The 25,347-nt window shown below is 47.4% G+C and carries 18 protein-coding genes; 10 read left to right on the plus strand and 8 right to left on the minus strand.

The window, feature by feature from the left end; genetic code table 11:
* Nucleotides 1-74: 74 nt before the first annotated feature.
* The 7 genes from cysG to LSG37_RS05760 all read left to right on the plus strand — a co-directional run bounded on the left by cysG (nt 75) and on the right by LSG37_RS05760 (nt 7,534).
* Entirely contained in the window at nt 75-1,493 is a 1,419-nt protein-coding gene (gene cysG, locus LSG37_RS05730; RefSeq protein WP_233078970.1) for a siroheme synthase CysG, read from the plus strand.
* A 44-nt stretch (nt 1,494-1,537) separates the two neighbouring features.
* A complete protein-coding gene (gene cysD, locus LSG37_RS05735) occupies nt 1,538-2,452 on the plus strand; it encodes a sulfate adenylyltransferase subunit CysD (RefSeq protein ID WP_233078971.1) in 915 nt (304 codons plus the stop codon).
* The gene (gene cysN / locus LSG37_RS05740) at nt 2,452-3,870 is read left to right on the plus strand and encodes a sulfate adenylyltransferase subunit CysN (protein ID WP_233078972.1); all 1,419 of its coding nucleotides are present in this window, start codon (nt 2,452-2,454) and stop codon (nt 3,868-3,870) included. The genes cysD and cysN overlap by 1 nt, the downstream gene beginning before the upstream one ends.
* A gap of 2 nt (nt 3,871-3,872) precedes the next feature.
* Nucleotides 3,873-5,609: an SLC13 family permease gene (locus tag LSG37_RS05745; protein ID WP_233078973.1), complete on the plus strand. Its 1,737-nt coding sequence runs from the start codon at nt 3,873-3,875 to the stop codon at nt 5,607-5,609.
* Between the two features lie 9 nt (nt 5,610-5,618).
* Nucleotides 5,619-6,212: an adenylyl-sulfate kinase gene (gene cysC, locus LSG37_RS05750; RefSeq protein WP_233078974.1), complete on the plus strand. Its 594-nt coding sequence runs from the start codon at nt 5,619-5,621 to the stop codon at nt 6,210-6,212.
* Nucleotides 6,212-6,982, plus strand: coding sequence for a 3'(2'),5'-bisphosphate nucleotidase CysQ (gene cysQ, locus LSG37_RS05755; protein WP_233078975.1), 771 nt, complete (start codon nt 6,212-6,214; stop codon nt 6,980-6,982). Before cysC ends, cysQ begins: the two co-directional genes overlap by 1 nt.
* Before the next feature lie 168 nt (nt 6,983-7,150).
* A complete protein-coding gene (locus LSG37_RS05760; protein ID WP_233078976.1) occupies nt 7,151-7,534 on the plus strand; it encodes an LETM1 domain-containing protein in 384 nt (127 codons plus the stop codon).
* 28 nt (nt 7,535-7,562) lie between these two features.
* Here LSG37_RS05760 and LSG37_RS05765 read toward each other — a convergent pair whose 3' ends face one another.
* Both LSG37_RS05765 and LSG37_RS05770 read right to left on the minus strand, forming a co-directional pair.
* Nucleotides 7,563-8,507, minus strand: coding sequence for a lysylphosphatidylglycerol synthase domain-containing protein (locus tag LSG37_RS05765; protein WP_233078977.1), 945 nt, complete (start codon nt 8,505-8,507; stop codon nt 7,563-7,565).
* A gap of 174 nt (nt 8,508-8,681) precedes the next feature.
* Nucleotides 8,682-10,028 carry a sodium-dependent transporter gene (locus tag LSG37_RS05770; protein ID WP_233078978.1) on the minus strand — a complete coding sequence of 449 codons (1,347 nt, stop codon included), beginning with the start codon at nt 10,026-10,028 and terminating at the stop codon, nt 8,682-8,684.
* 271 nt (nt 10,029-10,299) lie between these two features.
* On the opposite strand from LSG37_RS05770, the gene LSG37_RS05775 reads away from it, so the two are divergent.
* Nucleotides 10,300-11,814: a thioredoxin-like domain-containing protein gene (locus LSG37_RS05775; protein WP_233078979.1), complete on the plus strand. Its 1,515-nt coding sequence runs from the start codon at nt 10,300-10,302 to the stop codon at nt 11,812-11,814.
* A gap of 57 nt (nt 11,815-11,871) precedes the next feature.
* Nucleotides 11,872-12,564 (plus strand): 16S rRNA pseudouridine(516) synthase RsuA, encoded by a 693-nt coding sequence (gene rsuA / locus LSG37_RS05780; RefSeq protein WP_233078980.1) that lies wholly within the window; start codon nt 11,872-11,874, stop codon nt 12,562-12,564.
* 44 nt (nt 12,565-12,608) lie between these two features.
* Here the strand turns inward: rsuA and LSG37_RS05785 are convergent, their stop codons facing one another.
* The 5 genes from LSG37_RS05785 to LSG37_RS05805 all read right to left on the minus strand — a co-directional run bounded on the left by LSG37_RS05785 (nt 12,609) and on the right by LSG37_RS05805 (nt 22,498).
* The gene (locus LSG37_RS05785) at nt 12,609-13,856 is read right to left on the minus strand and encodes an IS4 family transposase (protein ID WP_233078981.1); all 1,248 of its coding nucleotides are present in this window, start codon (nt 13,854-13,856) and stop codon (nt 12,609-12,611) included.
* A 101-nt stretch (nt 13,857-13,957) separates the two neighbouring features.
* Nucleotides 13,958-15,520 carry a sodium/sugar symporter gene (locus tag LSG37_RS05790; RefSeq protein ID WP_233078982.1) on the minus strand — a complete coding sequence of 521 codons (1,563 nt, stop codon included), beginning with the start codon at nt 15,518-15,520 and terminating at the stop codon, nt 13,958-13,960.
* Entirely contained in the window at nt 15,517-17,871 is a 2,355-nt protein-coding gene (gene bglX / locus LSG37_RS05795; RefSeq protein WP_233078983.1) for a beta-glucosidase BglX, read from the minus strand. The genes LSG37_RS05790 and bglX overlap by 4 nt, the downstream gene beginning before the upstream one ends.
* A gap of 27 nt (nt 17,872-17,898) precedes the next feature.
* Complete coding sequence (locus LSG37_RS05800; protein WP_233078984.1) at nt 17,899-19,506, minus strand: glucoamylase family protein; 1,608 nt, start codon at nt 19,504-19,506, stop codon at nt 17,899-17,901.
* Between the two features lie 67 nt (nt 19,507-19,573).
* The gene (locus tag LSG37_RS05805) at nt 19,574-22,498 is read right to left on the minus strand and encodes a TonB-dependent receptor (protein ID WP_233078985.1); all 2,925 of its coding nucleotides are present in this window, start codon (nt 22,496-22,498) and stop codon (nt 19,574-19,576) included.
* Between the two features lie 607 nt (nt 22,499-23,105).
* On the opposite strand from LSG37_RS05805, the gene LSG37_RS05810 reads away from it, so the two are divergent.
* Nucleotides 23,106-24,140, plus strand: coding sequence for a LacI family DNA-binding transcriptional regulator (locus LSG37_RS05810; RefSeq protein WP_233078986.1), 1,035 nt, complete (start codon nt 23,106-23,108; stop codon nt 24,138-24,140).
* On the opposite strand, the gene LSG37_RS05815 is transcribed toward LSG37_RS05810, so the two are convergent.
* Nucleotides 24,099-25,292: an MFS transporter gene (locus LSG37_RS05815; protein ID WP_366515546.1), complete on the minus strand. Its 1,194-nt coding sequence runs from the start codon at nt 25,290-25,292 to the stop codon at nt 24,099-24,101. The genes LSG37_RS05810 and LSG37_RS05815 overlap by 42 nt on opposite strands.
* Nucleotides 25,293-25,347 lie beyond the last annotated feature (55 nt).

Raw genomic sequence — 25,347 nt, forward strand, 5'->3', positions numbered from 1 at the left:
TGATTGAGGTCGCCACTCTAACCAAATCAGAGCATAGTTGTATCAAAGTGCTGTCCATACAGCAGGAGCCTGAAGTGCAGTATTTGCCTATTTTTGCCCAATTGAAAAATCGCCCGGTTTTGCTGGTGGGCGCTGGTCATGTGGCATTGCGCAAGGCCGGTACTTTACTCAAAGCTGGTGCTCGTTTAACAGTAGTAGCCACTTACTTTTCAGATGAGTTTAAAGAATGGCAGCAACAAGGCAAAGCCACCTTAATTGAAAGCCGTTTTACACCTGAACATATAGACGGTCACGTCTTGGTGATAGCTGCCACAGATGATGATGCTGTTAATCAGTCGGTGTTTGAGGCCGCCGATGCGCGCAATATTTTGGTCAATACTGTGGATGACCAGCCGAACTGCAGTTTTATTTTCCCTGCCATTATCGACCGTAGCCCTATTTTGATCGCTATTTCCAGCGCTGGCACTGCGCCTGTGCTGGCAAGGCGTTTGCGCGAAAAACTCGAAGCTATTTTACCTGCGCATTTAGGCCCATTGGCTCAGTTGGTGGGTTCCTTTCGCGAAAAAGTAAAACAAAAGATTTCAGGTTTTGCTGGTCGCCGCCAGTTTTGGGAGCGGGTATTTGACTCCTCCATTGTGCGTGAAGTACAGGCTAACCGGCTGGATCTAGCTCAGCAGCAATTAGACGCTTTATTAGAACGGGAAATCCCAACTCAGGGCGAAGTCTATTTAGTGGGCTCTGGCCCTGGCGATCCGGAACTTCTGACCTTAAAAGCATTGCAACTGATGCAGCAGGCTGATGTGGTGGTGTACGACTATTTAGTCTCAGATCCTATTCTACAACTGGTGCGCCGTGATGCTGAATTGGTCTGTGTAGGGAAAAAAGCCGGTGCGCATTCGGTAGCACAGGAAGAAACAAATAACTTATTGGTTTCTTTAGCTTTATCAGGTAAAAAAGTCTGCAGGCTCAAAGGCGGTGACCCTTTTATTTTTGGCCGTGGTGCTGAAGAAATAGAAGTGCTGTTACCTCACAAGATCCCGTTTCAGGTGGTGCCTGGTATTACGGCGGCCGCAGGTTGCGCCGCTTATGCCGGTATTGCTTTAACTCACAGGGATTATGCCCAGGCCGTGCAGTTTGTCACTGGTCATTGCCGTAAAGACGGCGTGGAGCCGGACTGGCAAAGTTTAAGCCGGCCAAACCAGACTCTGGTGATTTATATGGGCCTGATGAAAGTAGAGCACATTCAGCAGCAGTTATTAGCCGCTGGTCGTGCTGCAGATATTCCTGTGGCAGTGATTGAAAACGGCACCAGAGTCGATCAGCGGGTTTTTACCGGACAGCTCAATCAACTGGCCCATTTAGTCACAGAGCATCAGGTGCAGTCACCGGCTTTGCTGATTATTGGTGAAGTGGTTGCCTTACAGCAAAAATTAAACTGGTTTGGTGACAGACCTGATCAGCAGGCTCAACAGCCTTTAACCAACAGAATTTGATTTAATTGATAGATCTTTTTACAGACTTTAAGGGAGCAGACCCTATGGGCCAGCCAGTCAAACCTCTGACACATTTACAACAACTGGAAGCTGAAAGTATCCAGATTTTTCGCGAAGTAGCGGCCGAATTTGATAATCCGGTGATGTTGTATTCCATAGGTAAAGATTCCTCTGTGCTGCTGCATTTAGCGCGCAAAGCTTTTTATCCGGGCAAAATTCCGTTTCCACTGTTGCATGTTGATACCCGCTGGAAATTCCGCGAGATGATCGAGTTCCGTGACAAAGTGGCGAAACAATATGGCTTTGATTTGCTGGTGCATATCAATCCGGAAGGCATTGCCATGGATATGAATCCATTTACCTACGGCAGCTCCAAACACACTGACGTGATGAAAACCCAGGGCTTAAAACAAGCGCTGGATCAGTACGGTTTTGATGCAGCTTTTGGTGGCGCGCGCCGTGACGAAGAAAAATCCCGTGCTAAAGAGCGGGTCTATTCATTCCGTGATCAACACCACAGATGGGACCCGAAAAATCAACGTCCTGAGCTGTGGCATACCTACAATGGTCAGGTGAATAAAGGCGAAAGTATCCGCGTATTCCCTCTGTCGAACTGGACTGAGCTGGATATCTGGCAATACATCTATCAGGAAAAAATCGACATAGTGCCGCTGTATTTTGCTGCTGTGCGCCCTGTGGTCGAGCGTAACGGTACTCTGATTATGGTGGATGACGAACGTATGCCACTGAATCCGGGTGAAGTACCAGAACAAAAGCTGGTGCGTTTCCGTACTTTAGGTTGTTATCCGCTGACGGGTGCTATCGAATCCTCTGCAGACAGCCTGACCGGTATTATTGAAGAGATGCTGTTGTCGACTTCCAGTGAACGACAAGGCCGGGTGATTGACCACGATTCCAGTGGTTCTATGGAAAAGAAAAAACGTGAGGGGTATTTCTGATGTCAGTCGCCAATGAATTAGCCCAAGTAGGCATTGAGCAGTATTTAGAGCAGCAACAGCACAAATCGCTGCTGAAGTTTTTAACCTGCGGCTCAGTCGACGACGGTAAAAGTACGCTGATCGGTCGTTTATTGCATGACAGTATGCAGATTTATGAAGACCAACTGGCTGCTTTGCATAAAGACAGCAAAACCCATGGCACCACAGGTGAAACCATAGATTTAGCCTTGCTGGTGGACGGTTTACAGGCGGAACGCGAGCAGGGCATTACCATAGACGTGGCCTACCGCTATTTCTCCACCGACAAACGTAAGTTTATTATTGCCGACACCCCAGGCCATGAGCAGTACACCCGCAATATGGCGACAGGTGCCTCGAATTGCGACCTGGCTATTATTCTGGTCGACGCCCGTTATGGCGTGCAAACCCAGACTCGTCGTCACAGCTTTATCTGTTCATTGCTGGGCATAAAGCAGTTTGTGGTTGCTATCAATAAAATGGATTTATTAGGTTTTGATCAGCAGCGTTTTGAGCAAATTAAACAGGATTACCTGCAATTTGCCGCGCAGCTCAACGTGCCTTCTATTCAGTTTGTGCCCTTGTCAGCCCTGAATGGCGACAACGTAGTACACAGCTCCACCCAAACGCCCTGGTATCAGGACGGTCCTTTACTGAGCTTATTAGAAAAGGCTCCTGTCACAGGTTTTAACTGGCAAGCCGAAGCCCGTTTACCGGTGCAGTATGTCAGCCGCCCTAATCTGGATTTCCGTGGTTTTGCCGGTACTATCGCCAGCGGTAGTTTTAAAGTGGGTGACGCCATAGTGGCTTTACCTTCAGGCAAAGGTTCCACTATTAAGTCTATTGTTACTTTTGATGGCGAATGGCAAGAGGCTGTGGCAGGTCAGGCAGTTACTATCACCATCAATGATGAAATAGATATCAGCCGGGGTGATGTGCTAGTGCCTGCAGTGCATCATGCAGCGGTATCGAACCGTATTCTGGCCAAAGTGGTCTGGATGCATGAAGAGCCACTGCTGATTGGCAAAAGCTACAACATCAAACTGGCGACAAAAAAGGTCAGCGGAAAAGTCACAGCTATTGCTCACAGCATCGATGTAAATACTTTGGCGGAACATCAGGCCGATAAGCTGGAACTCAACAGCATAGCGCTGGTCGAGTTGGAACTGACCGAAGCTGTGGTGTTTGACCCTTATGCGCAAAACCGCGATACAGGTGGTTTTATCTTTATCGACCGCATCAGCAATATCACTGTTGGTGCTGGTATGGTCGACAGCGCTTTGGCCAGTGTTAGTAGCAAAGCTGAATTCTCAGAATTTGAGCTGGAACTGAATGCCTTAGTGCGTAAACATTTCCCACACTGGCAGGCACTGGATTTAAGCCAGTTGAACAAAGGCTGAGCATGAGTCTGGAGCAGTACGGCGTATTCGCTATTTTGGCAGGGTTGATTGCCCTGCTGACCCTGACACGGCTGTCGGCCGCCTGGGTTTTTGGCGCAGTGGCCGTACTGACTTATCTGACGGATTTGCTCAACGTACAACAATTTTCCGCCAGTTTTACCGACTCTTCGTTATTAACCCTGGTGTTGTTATTGCTGGTGTCCATAGCACTGGAGAAAACCCGCTTAATCAGCTGGGTGGGCCAGCAGCTTAACAACGGCGGCTTACGTACTGTGCTTGGCCGCTTGTGGATTTCAACTGCAGTTTTGTCGTCTTTTACCGCCAATACCGCAGTAGTCGCCAGCTTAATTGGTGCTATTAAACGCAGCCAGAAGTTTGCCCCCAGTAAGCTGATGTTGCCTATGGCTTTTGCTGCCACTTTTGGTGGCACTCTCACCCTGATAGGAACCTCTACCAACCTGGTGGTGAACAGCTTTTTAGACAAAGCTGAATTGCCTTTATTGCAGTTTTTCACCACCACGGCCGTAGGTGCTGGCGTGGTGCTGTCCGGTATGCTGATGATGTGGCTGATTGCCGATCGCTTGCCAGTGACTGAAAAAGCGGTGGAAGAAGCCGACTTGCCCTATTTCCTTGAAGCGCGTTTAAGTGAAGATTCAGTGCTGATTGGGAAAACCATAGGTGAAGCCGGGCTTCGGCATTTACGTAAGTTGTTTTTAGCTGAAATAGTGCGGGGTGAGCAGAATATAGCGCCTGTTTGCCCGGACGATCGCTTGCAGCAAGGTGATGTATTGCTGTTTGCCGGTGATATGGAATCTGTCGCTTTATTGCAGGAAATTCAGGGCCTGACTTTGTATGGCCATCACAGCATGAATGGTCAGGCGTTGGTGGAGGCTATTATCAGTCACTCATCAAGTCTCAATGGCGTGTCACTGAAAGACGCCAAATTTCGTGAGGAGTTTGATGCTGTGGTTGTTGCTGTCAAACGTGGTCAGGAACGTTTGCAGGGCGGTTTAGGCTCTATAGTGCTGCAAACCGGCGATACTTTACTGCTGGTGCCGGGCAAAAGCTTTCATCAGAACAGCAAACTCAATAAAGAATTTTTATTGGTCAACGGTGTTGATTCCGCTACCCGTTTATCTTTGCGCCGCAGTTGGGGCGTGTTGTCCGCTTTTGTGGCAGTGGTAGGCTTGTCGATGACAGGTGAATTGCCCTTACTCAAAGGTTTAGTCTTGCTTCTGATCGGCTTAATGGCGACTGGTATTATCAGCTTGCAGGAAATCAGACGACGTTTTCCACTGGATATAGTGCTGATTGTCGGTGGCGCTTTGGTACTGTCGCAAGCGATGGAAAATACCGGTGTGTCTGAATTGCTGGGGCAAGGTTTGTTACAGGTGTTCAGCGGTTATCACCTGTTTTGGGCTTTAGCTGCTTTGTACTTTTTTACTTTGATCTTAACCGAGCTGATGTCCAATAACGCGGCCGCTGCTTTAGCCTGCCCTTTGGCTATCAGTCTGGCGAAAGCCTTCGGTATAGATCCTATGCCGCTGATTATGGCGGTATTGTTTGGTGCTAGTGCCAGCTTTATTTCTCCATGGGGTTATCAGACCAATCTGCTGGTATTTACTGTCGGTAACTACAAGCTCAGCCAGTATATTAAGGTGGGTTTACCTATGGCATTAGCTTATTCAATAGCTGTGCTGACGTTAATCCCACTGTTTTTCCCTTTTCAGTCGCTCTAAGGAATATTTATGAGTCAGGTCGTTTGGCAAAACTATCAAATCAGCCGCGCCGATCGTGAGCAACAAAACGGTCATCAAGGCGTTGTATTGTGGTTTACAGGCTTAAGCGGCGCGGGAAAATCCACAGTGGCCAATGCGTTAGAGCAGGAACTGGTAAAACGTAAGGTGCACAGCTATTTGCTGGACGGCGATAATGTGCGTCATGGCTTATGTGCTGATTTAGGCTTCAGCGAAGCGGATCGGACCGAAAACATCCGCCGGGTAGGTGCAGTGGCAGGTTTAATGCTGGACGCCGGTCTGGTGGTGCTCAGCGCCTTTATTTCACCTTACCGCGCTCAGCGCCAGGCAATAAAAAGCAGCCTGCCGGAAGGTAAGTTTTTAGAAATTTATATCGCCACTTCGTTAGATGTGTGTGAGCAGCGTGACGTGAAAGGTTTGTATCAAAAAGCCAGACGTGGTGAAATCAGTCACTTCACTGGTATTTCTGATCCTTATGAAGCACCACAACAACCGGACTTGACCATAGACACAGCACAGCAGAGTCTGGATCAGAGTGTTGATCAACTGATTGCCTTACTGACGGAAAAAGGAGTGTTGAGCTAATGCTGCAACTGACACAGGATTTACTGGAGCAAGTACGACGTATAGCTGTTGCTGCAGGGGATGCCATTTTAACTGTGTATCAGCGTGACTTTGCCGTTGAGCAAAAAGACGATGACTCGCCTTTAACCGAAGCCGATTTAGCGGCCCATCATTTAATTCTGGCCGAACTGACTAAGTTAACACCCCATGTGCCTGTGTTATCCGAAGAAGCGGCAGATATTCCCTGGTCAGCACGGCAGCAGTGGACCCAATACTGGCTGGTTGACCCTTTAGATGGCACCAAAGAGTTTATTAAACGTAACGGCGAATTCACCGTTAACATCGCCCTTATTCAACAAGGCGAACCTGTGCTTGGGGTTATTCATGCACCGGTGCTGGATAAAACCTATGCCGCAGCTGATGGTTTAGGCGCAACCCGACAACAGCATGGCTTAACTGAAACTATTAGAGTGGCTTTAACGCCATCAGCAGGTGAGGTGGTCAAAGTCGTGGGCAGCCGCAGTCATTACAGCGCTGATGTGGAAGACTATTTAAGCCGCTTTCCCCATCATGAGCTGATAGCGGTTGGCAGCTCGCTGAAGTTTTGTTTAGTGGCTGAAGGCAGCGCGCATTTGTACCCTCGTTTTGGCCCTACCATGTTGTGGGATACAGGTGCAGGTCATGTCATCGCCAAAGTGGCAGGTGCACAAGTGGAGTACCAGGGCATAGCCAATCCTGCTTATCACAGAGAAAACCTGAAAAACCCTAATTTTTTAGTCAGTGCCTTATAGTAATTACTACAAAATAACACTGTCTTGTCTCATCAAAGCAGCCGATAATGTTTATGCCAGTCATCTGAACCGCTGTGTCAATAGAAGGGCGGGTACAAGACCTGCCCCTGCAATCTTTGCATTGCTGGTTCTGCGGGTTGATTGGGTATATAGGCATCTGAGGTGGGTATGAATCTGTTAAGTCGGTTGCACAAAGCGCCGATCCGGGTATTGCGGTTACAACGACGTAAAAGTATGTCGCGTATTCGCTTCAGCATGATCCGGCTTCGAATGGCCTTGTCGCAGGAAACCGATGAAACCAAACGTATGCTGATTATTTATCAGCGTTCGTTGCAGGGTAAAGCCACTCAAGCGGAAATGCGTTTTGCCAATCACCAGTTAGTGGATGTGTTACGCGCCACAGGATTAAGTATTTTTGCTGTCTTGCCTTTTGCCCCCATCACTATTCCAATACTGATCAAAGTAGGCCGTAAGCTCGGTATTGAAGTCTTGCCAAGCTCTTTTCAGCCCAAAGCAGAGAAACCGAAAAAGCTACCGGATTACGGATCCTAAGTTCAGCTTTAGCTTCAAGTACTAAGGGTTAACTTTTGCTGCTTTTAAACTTCTTCAGTAACTGATCATGCTCAAACCAGACGACAAAAATCAGCGAAATGGCAAATGGGATCAGCAGATAAAACAAGCGGAATACTAATAACGCGGCTATCACATCTGCCGGGTCTACATTGGGCAGGGCCAATAAAAACATCACTTCCAGCACACCTAAACCACCAGGCGCATGCGACAACAAAGCCGCTGAAAAAGACGCCAGAAAAATACCCAACACCATAAAATACCCTGGGTTACTTTGCTCAGGTAAGGCGTAATAAATAATGGCCGCAGCGGCTAATAACTCCAATGGAGCCACGACCAGTTGTTTGCAGATCAGTGAAAAACGAGGGTACTCCAGTTTGATGGTCCACAAATCGATGCAACGCTTTTTCATAAAGCTGCCCCATAAATACAGGACGACCAGAAATAGCATAGCGCCACCAAGCAATAAGGCGACCCACTCTGGCAAGGCACTGTGAAACAGCGCAGGTAAACCCGGCTCAATCAACAACACAATACCAGCCAATACAATAGTGCCCAAAGCAAAAGTAAAAGAGCAAAATGCAACCAGAATGCCTACTTCGGCAGGCGTTAAACCTTGCGAACGATAAGCTCTGTAGCGCACTACAGCCCCTGAAAATACCGAGGCACCGAGGTTGTGACCTATGGCATAAGCAGTAAAAGAGGCAACGGAAATAAAGGTCCAGGATACTTTTTTACGCAGATGGGATAACGCCAATCTGTCGTAGCCGGCCAGAGCTACATAAGCAAATACAGTGGCTAAGCCGGCCATCAACCAGCCATGTAACGAAATGGCTTCTAAACTGCGGACTACGTCTTCGTAAGAAATACCTTTGAGCTGTTCTATCAGTACGTAGACGGAAAATGCTACAGCGGCCAATCCTATCAGTGGCCATACGTAGTCTTTTTTAATCATGGTCTTCAATCCTTGCCTGGTTACTGCTTTAGCCAGAATAGGCCGGGCAACAACATGACGGGTCTTGTTATTGTCTGGAATTCTGCAAACAAAATTCCAGACTTTATAGTGATCACTCCGGCTTAGTTTTTACTGTCACAGCGGCTTTGGCAAGTAAAACCGCTGTGATGGTGCTTAACTGCCTTTAATGGTCATAATGGCTACTATAGCGATCAGGACCGGAGAAACCACAGCGGCCAGTAACCAGTAAATCTTTTGCACAGCAACTGGTACTTCACCTGCCAGAATAGTTTTAATTTGTGGCCATACCCGCCAGCCAACAAAGGTCGCAGCAAACATACCACCTAAAGGCATCAACACATTAGATGCCATAAAGTCCATTGCATCAAATGGGGTTTTTCCGAAAATAGTAAAGCTTTCCATGCCACCACCAAAAGACAATGCAGCCGGAATGCCCAGCACCACATAGTTCACCACAGCAACTACTATAGTCGCTGTTTTACGCTGCATTCCATATTCGTCAATCAGGAATGCCACTACAGGTTCCAGAATAGAAATGGACGAAGTCACGGCAGCAAAGAGTAACAAGCTAAAGAAAATTAAGGCTAACACCTGACCACCTGCCATTTGTGCGAACAGCGCTGGCATGGTGATAAAGGTTAAACCAGGACCTGCGGCCGGGTCGACGTTAAAGGCAAATACAGCAGGTAAAATCATTAAACCAGCCATAACAGAAGCCAGAGTGGCTAAACCTGCAATCCATAAGCCTGCATTCACCACTTTGGTTTCAGGGCTTAAATAAGAGCCATAAGCCACCATTAAGCCAGCACCCACAGACAATGAAAATACGGCTAAGCCTAAAGCGTCTAATACCATTTTAACGCTCAGTTTGCTCCAGTCAGGGGTGATAAAGTACATCACACCTTCAATGGCTCCAGGCAAGGTCAGGCTGCGCCACACCATCACCAGCATCAAGGCAAACAGGGCTGGCATCAGAATTTTACAAATACGTTCAATACCAGACTGTACCCCTGCAATAACAATCACAGCTGTGATGATCATAAACAAAGCGGTATAAATTAACGAAGAGGTCGGGTTCGCAATAAAGTGAGTGAAAGTATCACTCAATACTTTGGCGTCTGTGGTCAGCACTGTGCCCTGTATGGTTTGTACTATGTAGGCTATGGTCCAGCCGCCTACCACACAGTAGAAGCCCAGAATTAAAAACACCCCAAGTACAGACAGCCAGCCTGCGACATGCCAGTAGCCTTTGCCCATAGCGCGATAGGCTGAAGTGGCTGATTTTTTGGCGGTACGGCCAATCATCATCTCTGCCAGCAGCATCACCACACCTACAGAAAAAACACAGGCCAGGTACACCAGTAAAAAAACGCCGCCGCCATTGGCACCAGCAACATAAGGGAATTTCCAGATTGCGCCAAGGCCCACTGCAGAGCCAGCTGCCGCTAAAATAAATCCGATACGCGAACCCCAGCTGCCGCGTGTTGTAGAGTTAGTCATGCTTATCTCTTATTTAGTTATATTTTTTGGACTTGGTTGCTCTGCTGACTCATTGGTAAGACAAAATGAGCCTGGAAGTCGCAGAAGTTACACCTTGGTGCAGCAGCAAGATAGAGGAATTCCGTGGCAAAAAGCAACCAAAAATCCGCCGCTGTCATCAATCTATCGTTAAACTCAGGTTAATCAGTGCCTGTTTAATTAAAACAATGAACGAAATTGATGTTAAGACCGTTCTATATAAAGCAGTAACAGTTTGCTTAGGGAGTCACGAATGCGTTTTAAACTAATCATCTGGATTTTAGTCATGACCTGTAGTTTAACCTTTGGCCTGGCTAAAGCTTCGGCCCGCACTAATAGCGTTGAGTTTCCAGCTGGCTTGCCCTGGCTGAATGTGACTGAACCTTTAACCATGCAACAACTGAAAGGCAAGGTGGTGTTGCTGGACTTCTGGACCTATGGTTGCGTGAACTGTATTCATGTGATCCCCGACTTACACAAGCTGGAACAGAAGTATGGCAATAAGCTGGCTGTGATCTCGGTGCATTCGCCTAAATTTGAAAACGAAAAGCAACTAAGCACTTTAACCTCCATAGTGCGGCGTTACGGTATGCAGCATGCGGTGGTGAATGATGTCGAATTTCAGTTATGGCGCTCTTATGCCGTGCGCGCCTGGCCCACTTTTGTCTTGATAGGGCCTGATGGCAAGTATGTGGGACAAACCTCAGGTGAAGGCCGTTATGATGTATTGGACCAAGCGATTGAACAGTTGCTGGCTGAATTTAAAGGTGAGCCTAACCTCACACCTTTGCCGATTAAATTAGTAGACCCCTTAACTACTATCCTGGCAGCGCCCGGCAGTGTCACTGTGGATGAACGCTATATCGCTATCAGCGATACCTTGCACAACCAAATAGTGCTGATGGACCATGAAGGCAAATTGGTGAAGCGCTTAGGCTCTGGTATAGCTGAACTCAAAGATGGCCATAGCGACAGCAGCGCTTTTTCTTCGCCTCAGGGCTTAGTGCTGACTAACAATGCACTGTATGTCGCTGATACTGGCAACCATGCCATTCGCCGTATCGATTTAACTACCTTTCAGGTCACCACCATTGCAGGCAATGGCGAACTGGCGCCAGGTCGTTTGGTGCCGGGCTCAACACCCACTGAAGTATCGCTGCGTTCTCCATGGGATTTAGCCTTGGATAAAACCACCTTGTATATCGCTATGGCGGGCAGCCATCAAATCTGGACTCTGGATTTAAAAAGTTCAGAGCTGAAAGCTTTTGCAGGCACAGGGCAGGAAGCTTTGCTGGATGGTAAACGTCAGGATGCTGCATTTAACCAGCCAAGCGGTTTAGCTTTAAGAGGCAATAAGCTGTGGATCGCCGACGCTGAAGCCAGTGCAGTGCGGCAAATAGATTTAAGTTCAGGCAAAGTCGATACCTTAGTAGGTCAGGGGTTGTTTGAATTTGGTTTAAAAGACGGTTCTTTTAAACGGGCCTTGCTGCAACACAATAAAGATGTGGTGGTGCTGGATAAAAACACCCTGGCTGTGGCTGATACTTACAACCATAAAATCAGACTGCTGGACTTAGACGAACAGCAGGTGATGACGCTTAGTTTGGGAACTGAACTGAATGAACCTGGTGGTTTGGCGGTGTTTAATGGTGAGCTCTATATAGCCGACACCAATAACAACAGAGTTTTACGCTGGCATTTAAAAGACCAGAAACTGTCTGAAGTGCAGGTGCCTGCTTCGGCTAAGGCAGATACAACGCCAAAGTAAGTGGAGTCTGTACGCTGATGTGGTTACACTAAAAGCATAACAGTTGGGAAACTCAAAATGCGTTTAGATAAGTTTATTTGTGATTGTACCGGTTTGACCCGTAGTCAGGCCGGTAAAGTAATACGCCAGAAGCTGGTGACAGTGAATGGTGAAATGGCCAAACAACCTGCCTTGCAACTCAAAGCATCTGATCAGGTGTTTTTAGAAGGCGAACAACTGCAGTTGATTGGTCTGCGTTATATAGTTCTGCACAAACCTGCAGGTTATATCTGCTCGACTGAAGATCCAGACCACAACACTGTGTTCACTTTAATGGAAGAACCTTTGATGGAGCGTCTGCACACAGTAGGTCGTCTGGATTTAGATACGACAGGTATGGTGCTGATCACAGACGATGGTCAATGGTCACATAAAATCAGTTCGCCTAAACATCACTGCCCTAAAACCTATAGGGTATGGCTGGCCGACCCTGTGCCTGAAGCCGTGATTGCAGAATTTGCTGCAGGTATTATGTTGCGTGGTGAAAAAGACTTAACTAAACCTGCGAAGCTGGAAATCATCGATCCACATCAGGTCTTGCTGACGATCAGTGAAGGTCGTTATCACCAGGTGAAACGTATGTTTGGCGCTATTGGCAATAAAGTCGAAAAGCTGCACCGCGAACAAATTGGCGCTTTGCCACTGGACCCGGATTTAGCTGAAGGTGAATACCGCTATTTAACACCTGAAGAAGTGGCGTTGTTTCGCTAGATAAAATTGGGGTCAGATCCTGAGGGATCCCCACGAATTTCTCATTAAGCAGCCCATCGGACAGCATACTCCGCAGTATGCTGTCTGAATCGTTCTATTAGTTCAAACTCGTTTTCAACCGCCATATCTTCCACCCTCGTTGCCAGAATTCTAGCCCCTAAAAACACACAGCTGAGCACATGACGACGCTTTTCTGTATTGGCCTGGAATCGTCGAGCCAACCCTGCATCTCTAGCCAGCAAACCCAGCTGATGTAGATAGAGACAGGATAAAGTGCCTATCATTACCAACACCATAAGCCGTTGAGTACTCTTTGTTTTATGCATATTCATCCCAAGCCCAAACCGCTCGGATTTATGGTCCCTGAAGCTTTCTTCTATCTGCATACGGGCGCCATAGCGTTTGACAACAGCACTTGCCTGAGCCGATGTTTCAACCTCAAGTGAAGTGGCCAACAACCAGGGTTCCTTCCAGCCCTCTGCTGCATTTAAACTGGTCCCGCTGCGTTTAGGCTTACCTTTACGATTCAAGGCGTGACGACCCTTGGATGAGCCTTTATACAACACCAGAGTCGTTTCGAATGGGTTACTTTTTGCCACACTCACGTCATTGAACCACATGACTTTTTCACTGGCCTGCTCATACAATGACTTACAGGGCTGCCAGTTATCCGGCTCTGCTTCATACTGGGTTTGATGCCGTACTCTGCCGACATAGTCCCACCCGGTTTCAAGGATTTGCCTGAACCACGGCCCTCTAAAGCCTGCATCTGTCACCACAATAGGTTTACACGATGCGGGAACTATGGTCTTGAGGTTATCCAGAAACTGGCGGTGCGTCGCTGGTTTGTCTTTTCGTTCAAGCGGATGCACTTCTTCATACACTGTAATAGAACGCCCCTGACACACCAACGCAGCACGAAGCAGGAAGTTCTTTTGTTCAGGTTCCATATCTGACCAATCCACCAGCAGCACAGGTTGAGCAAGACCACTTAAGAATAAGCGACTGATTTCACAATAAATATCAGGGATTTCTCGGTGCAAATTCAGATTGGAAAGCAGACGGTCTGCACTTTTGATCCGATGTTTTTCATAGGCTTTTGTGCCCAGACCACGCCCTAGCGAAGTGACTGTCAGATGGTTCTTCATCGCAGCGCTGAGGATACAATTTTCCAGAGATTGCCGGCGGATTTTGTGCATTGAGGGTGTGACAGAGTAGAGGAAATTGGTTAGCATGTGACGAACATTCATGGTGTTTCCTTGGTAGGTTTGTTTGGCGATAGATCTGATCACCGAACACCATGAATGTTCCCACTTACTTATTTTTTTGTATCACCTCTATGATTTTACTCATATTTTTGTGGGGATACCTCAGGATCTGACCCCAATTTCAGTTACCACCAGGTGACATACAAAGCCGCCAGAATGAAGAATACAGCTACAGCAGACCAGTTAAATTCAGTTGCAGTTTTAAAGTTTACATCCGACAACTCCACTGCATTGGCTTGTTCACCCTGACCTTGCCACAATGACACCAGAACAGCACAAGTCAGGCATAACACAAACACCAAACCTACTCTGTCGATAAATGGCAGGGCAGGCCAGAACCACCAGAACAGCAGGCTGAATACTGCAGAACCTAAAGCCGCAACCAGGCCTGCAGTAGCTGTGGTTTTTTTCCAGAACATGCCCAGCAAAAACAACACCACTATGCCAGGCGTAAAGAAGCCGGTGAACTCCTGAATATACTGAAAGGCTTGCTCAAACTCACCCAATAATGGCTTAGCCGTTACCATAGCCAGCACTAAAGCCAGTACGCTGACCACACGGCCTACCCGCACATAATGCTGCTGGCTTTTGTTTGTGTATTTATTGGCATACAGGTCCATGGTGAAAATAGTAGCGACACTGTTGCACATGGACGCTAACGAGGAGACAACAGCCGCAATCAGAGCAGCAAAAATTAAGCCTTTTAAACCTTCCGGCATCATGGTCATTAATGAAGGATAAGCCTGATCCGCTTTACTCAGGTCGGGTACTAACAACACTGCGGCTATTCCGGGTAAGACTACGATGATCGGCATCAGTAATTTCAGAAAGGCGGCAAAAGCTATGCCTTTTTGCGCTTCCCTCAGGTTTTTAGCAGCCAGAGCACGCTGAATAATGTATTGGTTAAAACCCCAGTACGACAGGTTCATGATCCACATACCGCCGATCAACACAGACAAGCCGGGTAAATCCGCATAATAGGGGTTATCTGCCGTCAAAATCATGTCAAACTTTTCCGGCAATTCAGTGGTCATGCGTTCAAAACCGGCCAGTACGCCCTGACCCTGACCTATCAGGTCCATAGCTATCCAGGATAACATCAGGCCACCAAACACCAGCAAAACCACCTGTACTACGTCTGTTAAAGCCACGGCTTTTAATCCGCCATAAAGCGAATAGACTATAGAAAACAACGCCAGAAATAACATGCTCCATTCCATGCTGACACCGGTAATGGTATTTAGCGCCAAAGCACCCAGCCATAACACGGCTGTCAGATTCACAAATACATAAACCCCAAGCCAAAACAGCGCCATGATCTTACGTACTCTGTGATCGTAACGTTGTTCCAGAAACTGCGGCATGGTGTAGATTTGTTTTTGCAGAAACACAGGTAAAAAGTATTTGCCCACAACAATTAAGGTCAGAGCCGCCATCCATTCGTAGGAGGCAATGGCCAGGCCAATTTTATAACCTGAGCCTGTCATACCAATAATTTGTTCTGCCGAGATATTGGCCGCTATCAGTGAAGCGCCAATAGCCCACCATGGCAGTGAGTTACCCGCCAAAAAGTAGTCGCTGGTATTTTTCTGATGACCGGCTTTTTCTCTCGACACCCAATACGCCAGCGCTGTGATGCCAACTACATAACAGATAAAAATGGCGATATCTAAGCCAGATAAGTTCATTGAATGCCCTTGCTTTGAGGTTGTGTTATCGCCATAGCAGATTGCAACTGCACGCTGTCTGTCAGCCAGAATGCTGCCTTATTGCTGGTGCTGGAGTCGTTACCAATAAATAGATTAAATTCACCTGCTTCAGCTACGTAATCCATGCCTAAGTTATAAAAGGCTAAATCTGTGGCTTTAATCCGGAACTGTACTGTTTTGCTTTCGCCTTTGCCCAGCATGATTTTCTGAAAACCTTTCAGCTCACGCACAGGCCGGGTGACAGAAGCAGTTTTATCCTGAATATACAGCTGCACTACTTCTTCGCCAGCCCTGTCACCAGTATTGGTTAAAGTGACTGATGCAGTGATTTCCCCTTCAGGCTTTAATTGTGTCGAACTCAGAGTCACTGCCGAATAAGCAAAGCTGGTGTAACTCAGGCCATATCCAAAGGGATAAAGCGGCTGATTGGATGAATCCAGATAACGTGAGCGGTATTTTTGCTCTGGACCTTCTGGCTCATAAGGCCGCCCGGTGTTTTTCATATTGTAATAAATGGGAATTTGCCCTACATGACGCGGGAAAGTCACAGGCAGCTTACCTGCAGGGTTGTAGTCGCCATACAAGACGTCAGCTATCGCATGGCCACCTTGAGTGCCGGCATACCAGGTATGAAGTATCGAATCGAGGTGTTCATCTGCCCAGTTGATGGTCATAGGGCGACCACTCATCAGTACCAGTACCATAGGTTTATCGAGCTTTTTCAGCTCCTGCATCAGCGCGTCCTGAGTGCCGGGAAACCCCAAATCAACCCTGCTGGCTGCTTCGCCTGTCATATCCCATTTTTCACCCATTGCCAGCAGGATCACATCGGCTTTTTTCGCCGCTGCTATGGCTTCGGCAAAACCAGACTGGTCGGTATCGGTAAATTCATAACCAGCTCCTTTGGCATAGTGGATCTGAGTGTCAGCACCTAATCGGGCAACCAGCGCCTCACGTAAAGTCACAGGTTTGCTGCTGCGATCACCAGCAGCAGACCAGGAGCCAATCATGTCGGCTTTTGAATCCGCCAGCGGGCCTATCAAAGCTATAGATTGTGTTGGCGACAGCGGCAGTACTTTATTGTCGTTTTTCAGCAATACAAAAGACTTACGGGCACCATCGCGGGCTGCAGCCAGATGTTCTGCTTTATACACCTGCTCTGCCTGACGCTGCTCATCAGAATAACGGTATGGGTCTTCAAACAACCCCAGTTTGTATTTCATTTCCAGAATACGTCGTACGGCCTTGTCTATTTGTGCTTCTGAAACTTTGCCTGCCTTCAATAACTCTGGCAGGTGTTTACTGTACACAGCACCTTGCATATCCATATCCACGCCTGCATTCAGTGCCAATTGGCCAGCATGAGGTAAATCCTCTGCCAGACCGTGAGGTACCAGTTCGTTGATGGAGGTGTAGTCTGTCACCACAAAACCGGAAAACCCCCAACGCTGTCTCAATATGTCCTGCAGCAGGTAGTTGTTGGCCGTCGCAGGCACCCCATTTAAATCGTTAAAGGCCGTCATAAAGCTGGCCACTCCTGCATCTACTGAGGCTTTAAATGGCGGCAGGTAGGTTTCCCAGAGTTCACGTTCTGACATATCGGTGGAGTGATAATCGCGCCCCGCCTGCGCCTGACCATAAGCAGCGTAATGTTTGGCACAGGCCAGCACAGTGTCTGTTGCCGTCAAATCATCGCCCTGAAAGCCATGCACTCTGGCTTTGGCTATTTCGATGGACAGATACACATCTTCGCCTGAGCCCTCAGAGATGCGGCCCCAGCGTGGATCACGGCTAATGTCGACCATAGGGGCAAAGGTCCAGTGAATCCCTTCGGCTGAGGCTTCTGTGGCTGCAACTCTTGCTCCGGCTTGGATTGACTGCAGATCCCAGGACGCAGCTTCACCTAAAGAAATAGGGAAAATAGTGCGATGGCCATGGATCACGTCATAACCAAACAGCAGTGGAATACCCAAACGGGTTTGTTCCACTGCTAACTTTTGCAGCTCACGGGTAAAGTTTGCTGTGTAAGCGTTAAATACCGCACCTACTTTACCTGCTTTAATTTGCTGCTGATAATCGACCGATAACGTAGGGCCAGTTTTGTCCCAGTCGCTGCTGAGCAGATGCAACTGGCCGACTTTTTCTTCAAGGGTCATTTTGCTGATCAAGCCACTGATAAACTGATCCATCCCGGTATTTTGTGGCGGTAAAGTTACTATCTGTTGTTGGCCTGTAGCTGTTGTTTCCACTGGTGCTGTTGGGTTGCAGGCGCCAAGAGCGCAGGCCATAGCCACACTACAGGCTATTTTTGAATACTTTGTAAATGTCATTTTGTGGTTCCTTAACTTTTCCGGCCGCTACGACTTGGGGCTGAGTGGCTGAAGGGGTTGTCCATGCACAGTAAAACCAAGTTTATGCAGACCCTGACGTACATCTGGATCCTGCATAAAGTAGTTCCATAACAGAGCTGTCCTGTGGTTTTCAATCATGCCTACAACAGGCCCCTGATCGATGGCCAGATAAGTGCGGCGTATTTGTTTAGCCGGATCTGAACTTGCACTGAGGTTGATAGCATCATAAAAGCCTGCAGGGCCAAACAGGTTTTTGCCATGGTTGTAGTACAGGTTTTTTAACACCAACATGGAATGTTGTGGGGTGTAAGGCATAGAAGACAAAGCTGCAGTCGGCACTATCGTGCCTCTGTCGGTGTACATACCAGGTGCATGAGCACTGTAGCCATCCGGGACATGGTCGCCAGCAGTCAGCCCCCATAAATCTGCGGCATAACCTTTCCAGCCAAAAGGGTTGTCTATGCTATAGGCTCTGTTAATCAGGGTATGACGTACATTCTGTTGCCAATAATTGGCGTATCTGTCTTGCAAACCCCGTGGGTCCAACCCCATAAAAGAATAGTGTGCAAAAAACAACGGGCCGCCTTTTTGGTTTTTGTCACCTAAAGGCAAGCTGATGCCGTAATAGTCTTCACCATTACGAAAGGTTTTTACTGAACTGGCAGCCCAGCCTTTATGGTAAGGCGCGTCGCTGATCGGGTGAGTTGGGGAGGCGGCTGCTAAGACATACACAATCAGGGCTTCGTTGTAGCCTTTAATTGGATGGTTCATGGTCCAGCCATGGCGTTTTGACCAATGCCAATACAAAATGTTTTCGCCTTTGGTATACCAGCTCCACTCCATCTCCTGCCAGAGACGGCTGATGTCCTGTCGAAGTTGCTGCTCTTTAGCGTTGTTTTTGTTGAAATACTGTCGGGCTGTCAATAAACCTTGCGCCAGAAAGGCCGATTCAACGATATCACCGCCATCGTCGTACTTGCTGAAATTATGTACTTTACCCGTCGCCGGGTTATACCAGTGCGCCCACATACCGTGAAAACGCTCAAGCTGCTGCGACGCTGCAGTAATTTTCAGCATACGCTCCACTATAGCTTCCCGACTGACCCAGCCGCGTTCTGCTGCTGTGATCAGTGCTGCTATCCCAAAACCTGTACCTCCACTGGTGATAATGTCGCCATCACGTGGGTTTGGCATCCGCTCTCTGGCCCAGCCAGTGATGGGGTCAGCATGATCCCAGAAATACCTGAAGGTATAACGTTGCACCATCTCCAGTAATTCATCATCAGAAAAATCTCTGGTCTGTACGTTTGCGCTTGCCAGAACTTTTTTCTGGTCGGCCGACAATAGCTGATAACGCAGTTTTAAATTACGGCCCAAATCACCGGTAAAGTCTAACTGCGATTTGCCTTGTAACTGGCCGCGGTTTTGCCAGGCTCCATCATTCACCGACACCTGAAGTGGGTAGCTCTGGTCTGTTTTACATAATTCTGCACACTGCAGTTCAACATGACGATCATAGCCTGTAGCTGTTAAAGCTGAGGCCCAGCAGACAACACTGAACAGCAAGATTGCTGAGCTTAGCATTACGGTTTTCACGAACTTGACTAACAACATCAGATCCTCCATCCCAACAAAAAAACTGTGCCTGAAAACAGACAGGCACAGTCACATCAACAGAGAGCTAGAAGCTCCAGCCAGCAGACAGTTTCAACTGACGCTTGCCGCCATTGGTTGCGGTAAAGGCATTCGGCATAGCAAATTCTGTTGAGTCCGGGTTTAAGTTGAAGTTGTTGTAATTGTTTTGGTTAAACAGATTCTGGATGTCAAAACGGATGCGGAATTTAGATCCGTCGACCAGATAACTGCTGCCAAACTCTTTACTGAGTGACAAATCAAAACGTTGGTACTGGCTTTCGGCCGGCGCTGTGCGGTCGAAGTAGCAGGCCGTACCGCCTTGTCTGCAGTCCAGATATTCATAGGTGGTTTTCGACGCCCAGGTGTATTTAAAGGCTGCGAACATTTCCCATGGCAAATCGTAACTGCCTGACAACACAATGCGGTGCTCCGGCACGCCTACAGACTTTTTCCAGCCGTAGTCGGCGACACTTTCATAGTCCAAAGCAAAAACTTCACTGAATACCCGGTTTTCCTCGGCATCGCTGAAAGTGTAAGCCAGGTTGACTCCCCAGAAGTCTCTGTGTGGACGGTCAACTTTAACGAAGAGGTTATTGATACGGGTTTGGCCGTCATTGGAAGACAGTATTAAGTTACCCCAGCCTGGAACACCAAAAGCCCATGGTTGACCCCAGCTTGTGCCTTGTTCCAGAAACTGACCATCAGGTCTTCTGTTACCCAGCAGCCAGTTAAAGCCATCTTTGGATTCAGTACGAGCAACACTGACTTCGGTATTCCATTCATCCCAATTACTGCGCATACCTACACTGAATTGATCAGAGTAGGGGGTTTTCAGATCGTTATGCAGAAGGAAACGTTCACCCTTCACATCTATACTCGACAGCAGCCCATCCAGGCCTGCCTGAGTTAAGTAAGCCGGATCCCAACTGGTGCAGTTGGATGCTGTTGGATCACAGGGGTTATCCGGATCACCGCTGAATAAATAACTGACCTGAGCAAAGGAACCTTTGCTTTCTTCCAACTGCACAAAATCAAATTGCTGACGGTCGTAAGAACGGCCATAACCACCAAAGAGTGTATGGCTGCGGCTATCATCTATTACATAACTAAAGCCAAATCGGGGTTGCCAGGCGCCTTTAAAGTAACTGCGTTCTTTACCTGTGCTGATGTAGTTTTCAATGTTGTAATTGGCATTGTCCAGATTCGACCAGCCACGTAATGCAGCTACCAGTTCTGTGGGGGTCTGGTAGTTTTTATAGCTTGGAGTTTCTTCATAATCCCAGCGTACGCCAGCGTTCAGTGTTAGCTTATCTGTTGCTTCCCAGTCGTCCTGAATAAAAAATCCAAGCTGGGTATTTTCAGATTCGACATTACCGCCCACTGAGTTTGTGGCCGCTACTCCCCATTCCACCATATAGGGCTGATCAATAGCAAAAGTGCCAGCGCCATTTCTTTCTACGTTATAGAAATACTGTGGGTTATAAGGCTGTTGTTGCAGAGTATTGAGCGTGATTTCTTTATATTTAACACCTGCTTTGATCACATGATTTCCATGCCATTCAATATCCAGCAGAGTGTAATCGTTTTGTACTGCCCAGCCTTTTTGTCCTTTATCCTGAAAGTTACGGCCACCACCCATATTTAAAATGGATTGGCGGGTCGCTGTTTGCAGCACAATACCTGGGCCATCAGTGTAAGGTTTCGGGTTCCAGCTGGCATCTTCATAAGTCAGGCGGAATTCATTCTGACCATGTTCCATGTAATACACATGTTTCAGATTGTATCTGTGATCTTTCACTTCACGGTTTACGCCATAGCTTAAGGTATTAGCGCCACCGAAATCAGCGACATCGCTTTCATCCCTCAGCTTCACAGAAGCTTCCAGCGAATGGTCATCGTTGATCGCCCAGTCCAGTTTGCCGAAGAACAAATTCTCATCAAAACCTGAGGTCTCTCTGCCCAGCATGGCCTGAAGATCGGCTGGAAGAGTGACCAGATTTACTCCTGCGCCGCCAGGGATATCCACAGGTTCCTGAATTTCCTTACGTTCATACGACATCAGGAAATGCAGTTCATCCTTGATAATAGGGCCGGACAACAGCATGCCTGCATGGCGGGTCAGTGATTCAGTTTTGCCATTTTGTTCGTTTGGTTCAGCCTCACGTAAACCTTCATTAGTGTAGTCAACAAATACATCACCTTCAAATTCGTTAGTACCAGAGCGGGTCACTGCGGTAATAGCCACACTGCCAACCTGATCAAATTCGGCTTTATAATTCTGGGTGATCACTTTGTATTCGCCGATAGCGTTTTGTGGGAAAGGATTGCCACGGCTGGAATCCTGACCTGTGATGCCGCCTTTAAGTACATAGTCTTTTTGACTAACACCATCGAGAAAAACGTTCACATTACGCTGATGCTGAGCGCCACCGCGGATGCTGACATTGCCCTGACCATCGGTGTTGAGTTGTACACCAGGCGCAAGATCAGCAAAAGATAAGAAGTTTCTGTTGTTTTGCGGTAGGCGGGCAATCATTTCAGGGGTAATGTTAGTGCCTACTTCACCTCCGGAAAAACTTTCAATACGCACACCACTAATGGCTATTCGCTCGATATTGTCATCGCTCGGGGCCTCTAATGTGATATCAACAGTTGCCTTCTGACCAATCCGTAGTTCCACAGGTTCTGTCGAGTTGTCGCCTACTTTAATCAGGTAAATACCAGGTTTGAGACCTATAAAGACATAAGAGCCATCATCGCGGGTTTGGGTTGTTTTACTGTAGCCTCTGTCCTGATCTGTCGCAGTGACTGTCACTCCGCCAGCTTTACGTTCGGTTTGTTGGATCACTTTGCCCGCTATAGTGGCGCCCTCTAACTGCCCGAAAGCTGCAGGTACCACGCCGCCGAATAAAGTGCTGGCAACAGCAAAAGACAGCGCATTGCGCCGGAACCAGTGTGTTTTATTTTTCATCGTCTTATCCCTGTTGATCGCGTATTTGCGCGCCCGCTACTGCTTTTGTTTTATTTTGTTCTTGTGATGGAAATCGATTTCCATTTGGTGCCAAAAAAATATCCTGAACGGACATTTTTGTAATCTTGCAACGCAGTGCAGCACCCTGCTGGATTTTTATTGTTTAAAAAATAACTTTTTGTTTTCAAGGTGTCAAGCCCGTATTTTTGGAGTGAAAAAAGTAAAATTATATAAATAACAATTGGTTATGCTTCTGCTGTGGTTTTTCATATAAAATGAAAATAGCTTTTTGTTATTTGTTACAGATAAAGTTTGGTGTACAGATAAGGCTGCGGTAAATTTCAAAAGCATATTGTTCTAGGATGTCGTGTCGCAATGAGTTACATTCCTGAAACAAAAATTGGTCATGGAACAAGAGATTTTGGAGTGAAAACTGGGTTGTTTTGTCCTTAAATCTCTTTTAATCTGCAAGCTAGGAAAACGATTTCCATTTAAGTGTGGTTCATCATAAAATTATAAAAATCATCCATTTACGTAAACTTGCCATCAGGCTTTGGCGCTGCAAATACTGTTGATGCAGTCAATATGATCAAGGGGTTGTTACTATATGTCGCAAAATCAATTTAAACATCTGGCTATGGGTGACATTGCCAAAAAAGCTGGCGTTTGCATGGCGACAGTGTCCCGAACCTTAAACAACCCTGATCGGGTGTCGGAAAAAACCCGCAATCTGGTGATGAAAGTGGTTGAAGATATGGGCTATATCCCTAATCGTCTGGCAGCCAGCTTGAGGCAAGGGCGTTCACGTAATATCGCCATTATGTTGCCGGATATTACCAACCCGTATTTCTCACCTATAGTCCGCACCATAGAACAAATTTCGCTGGCCAGAGGCTATTCAGTTATTCTGAAAGATACTCAGGACGACCCTGCGCTGGAGCGCTCTTTTGCCGAAATGGTGAAAACCCGCCAGGTGGACGGCATTATTACCAACTCACAGCGTATCCCTTTTGATGTGGACCCAACGCAGCCATTGCACGAGCAATTACCTCCTATAGTCAATGCTTCAGAATTTTGTGATTTGGAAGGGATCCCTAAAGTAGGGGTCGACAATGTGGCTATTGGCAAAGATGCGGCAGAGCATTTATTAGGTTTTGGCCACAGCCGTATTGCAGTGATCACTGGTACATCGCATATCTTAAGCAGTCAGCAACGTGAAAAAGGTTTCAGAACAGCTTTGTTGCAGGCAAAGGTTAATTTTGATGAGAAGTTGCTGTATCAGGGCGACTATTCCTGTGAGTCAGGTGTGGCTGGCGTCAGAGCTATTATGCAACTCAAGGATCGGCCCACCGCCTTTTTCTGTTTTGGTGATCAGGTTGCCATAGGTGCGTTGCATGCACTGCGGGAACTGGGTTACAGAGTGCCGGAAGATGTGTCAGTGATAGGAGTAGATGGCATAGCATTGTCGCAATACAGCGCTCCACCTTTAACCACAGTAGCACAGCCTTTAACACTGATTGGCGAGCATTGCGCTACTTTGTTAATCGACTTAATCGAAGGTAAGCAGCCGGAAAAACTGGTGCATATTTTGCCACATCAGTTACTGGTGCGTGCCAGCACCGGGCCTGCGCCTAAGCTTTAGCGACAAAGAGGGCAGATACAATGTCGCTATAACCAGCATTGCCGCAGTGCACGCAGCAAAAGCAGCAACAACAAAGCTGGTGATGGGGCTGAATTGCCATAACCATCCACTGATCAAAGCACCACTCGCCTGTCCTGTACCAACACAAAGCGCGTAATACAACGCCTGACCACGGCCTTGATAGTCGCTGCCAAAGTAGCGATAAATCAACTCAATAGCACAAGCATGCACAGCGCTGAAACTCAAGCCATGCAACAACTGACAGAAGACTAAAACAACCAGCCAGTCGGCGCCATAAGCCAAACCCAGCCAGCGTAGTGCAGTGGCAAGCAGGCTGATAATCAAAATGGCAGCCACCGAAAATCGTTTCAGCAAGCTGGGCATCAGCGCAAACACCAGTAATTCAGCTATTACAGCTAAAGACCAGAGTAAGCCCATAGTGGTCTTATCGTAACTTAATTGTTCCAGATAAATACTGTAAAAGCTGTAATAGCTACCATGACTGAAATAAACCAGAGTCAGAGCCAGCAGAAGAGCCATCAGCCCTGGTTGGCAAAGCAATTGCGACATTTTTTGCGGCAGGTCTTTCGTTTTTTTGCTCTGAACAGGTTGTTTTATTGTCAGGGTACTACCCCACATCAAAGCTAATGCGCCCGCTATCAACACTGGCAGCAAAGTGAGTTGTACTTGATCAAATAACCATCCGCCTCCACTGACAGCACAAACAAAACCCACAGAACCCCAGAGCCTGATCCTGCTGTAGTCAGTGCTATTGTTGGGCAGATAATCCAAAGTCACAGCTTCAAACTGGGCGTTAATACCTTGCCAGCAAATACCACAGGCAATAATTGACAGCACCATCCATATCAAACCACGGTCATGCAATAGCAATGCAAAACATAAAGCGCTTGCAGCAGCGCCCCAGCGGATCAATTTCAGGCGCTTGCCGGTTTTATCGGCCCACCAGCCCCAAAGCGGTGGAGAAAAAATATTGGTCACCATTAACAGTGCGCTGACAAAACCTATTTCAGTCGCCTGATAACCCAGTGACTGCATATAAAGCCCCCAGAACGGCAGCATAAAACCCAATGCGACACAGTTAAAAAAGTAGAAGCTGGATAGGCGCCAATAGGGGCGGTTAGTTGGTGTCACTTATGAAGCTCGTGGCTGATCGGCAGTTGCTTTACTTTAACAAAGATTGACTTCC

It is taken from the genome of Rheinheimera soli, from assembly GCF_021290985.1.
Classification (GTDB): domain Bacteria; phylum Pseudomonadota; class Gammaproteobacteria; order Enterobacterales; family Alteromonadaceae; genus Pararheinheimera; species Pararheinheimera soli.

Bases quoted from the DNA above. Each gene is read 5' to 3' on its own strand.
- LSG37_RS05775 (WP_233078979.1), top strand. From the start codon at position 10,300: ATGCGTTTTAAACTAATCATCTGGATTTTAGTCATGACCTGTAGTTTA.
- LSG37_RS05805 (WP_233078985.1), bottom strand. From the start codon at position 22,498: ATGAAAAATAAAACACACTGGTTCCGGCGCAATGCGCTGTCTTTTGCT.
- cysN (WP_233078972.1), top strand. From the start codon at position 2,452: ATGTCAGTCGCCAATGAATTAGCCCAAGTAGGCATTGAGCAGTATTTA.
- cysQ (WP_233078975.1), top strand. From the start codon at position 6,212: ATGCTGCAACTGACACAGGATTTACTGGAGCAAGTACGACGTATAGCT.
- LSG37_RS05745 (WP_233078973.1), top strand. From the start codon at position 3,873: ATGAGTCTGGAGCAGTACGGCGTATTCGCTATTTTGGCAGGGTTGATT.
- LSG37_RS05765 (WP_233078977.1), bottom strand. From the start codon at position 8,507: ATGATTAAAAAAGACTACGTATGGCCACTGATAGGATTGGCCGCTGTA.
- LSG37_RS05810 (WP_233078986.1), top strand. From the start codon at position 23,106: ATGTCGCAAAATCAATTTAAACATCTGGCTATGGGTGACATTGCCAAA.
- cysC (WP_233078974.1), top strand. From the start codon at position 5,619: ATGAGTCAGGTCGTTTGGCAAAACTATCAAATCAGCCGCGCCGATCGT.
- rsuA (WP_233078980.1), top strand. From the start codon at position 11,872: ATGCGTTTAGATAAGTTTATTTGTGATTGTACCGGTTTGACCCGTAGT.
- LSG37_RS05790 (WP_233078982.1), bottom strand. From the start codon at position 15,520: ATGAACTTATCTGGCTTAGATATCGCCATTTTTATCTGTTATGTAGTT.
- cysD (WP_233078971.1), top strand. From the start codon at position 1,538: ATGGGCCAGCCAGTCAAACCTCTGACACATTTACAACAACTGGAAGCT.
- bglX (WP_233078983.1), bottom strand. From the start codon at position 17,871: ATGACATTTACAAAGTATTCAAAAATAGCCTGTAGTGTGGCTATGGCC.
- LSG37_RS05770 (WP_233078978.1), bottom strand. From the start codon at position 10,028: ATGACTAACTCTACAACACGCGGCAGCTGGGGTTCGCGTATCGGATTT.
- LSG37_RS05760 (WP_233078976.1), top strand. From the start codon at position 7,151: ATGAATCTGTTAAGTCGGTTGCACAAAGCGCCGATCCGGGTATTGCGG.
- LSG37_RS05800 (WP_233078984.1), bottom strand. From the start codon at position 19,506: ATGTTGTTAGTCAAGTTCGTGAAAACCGTAATGCTAAGCTCAGCAATC.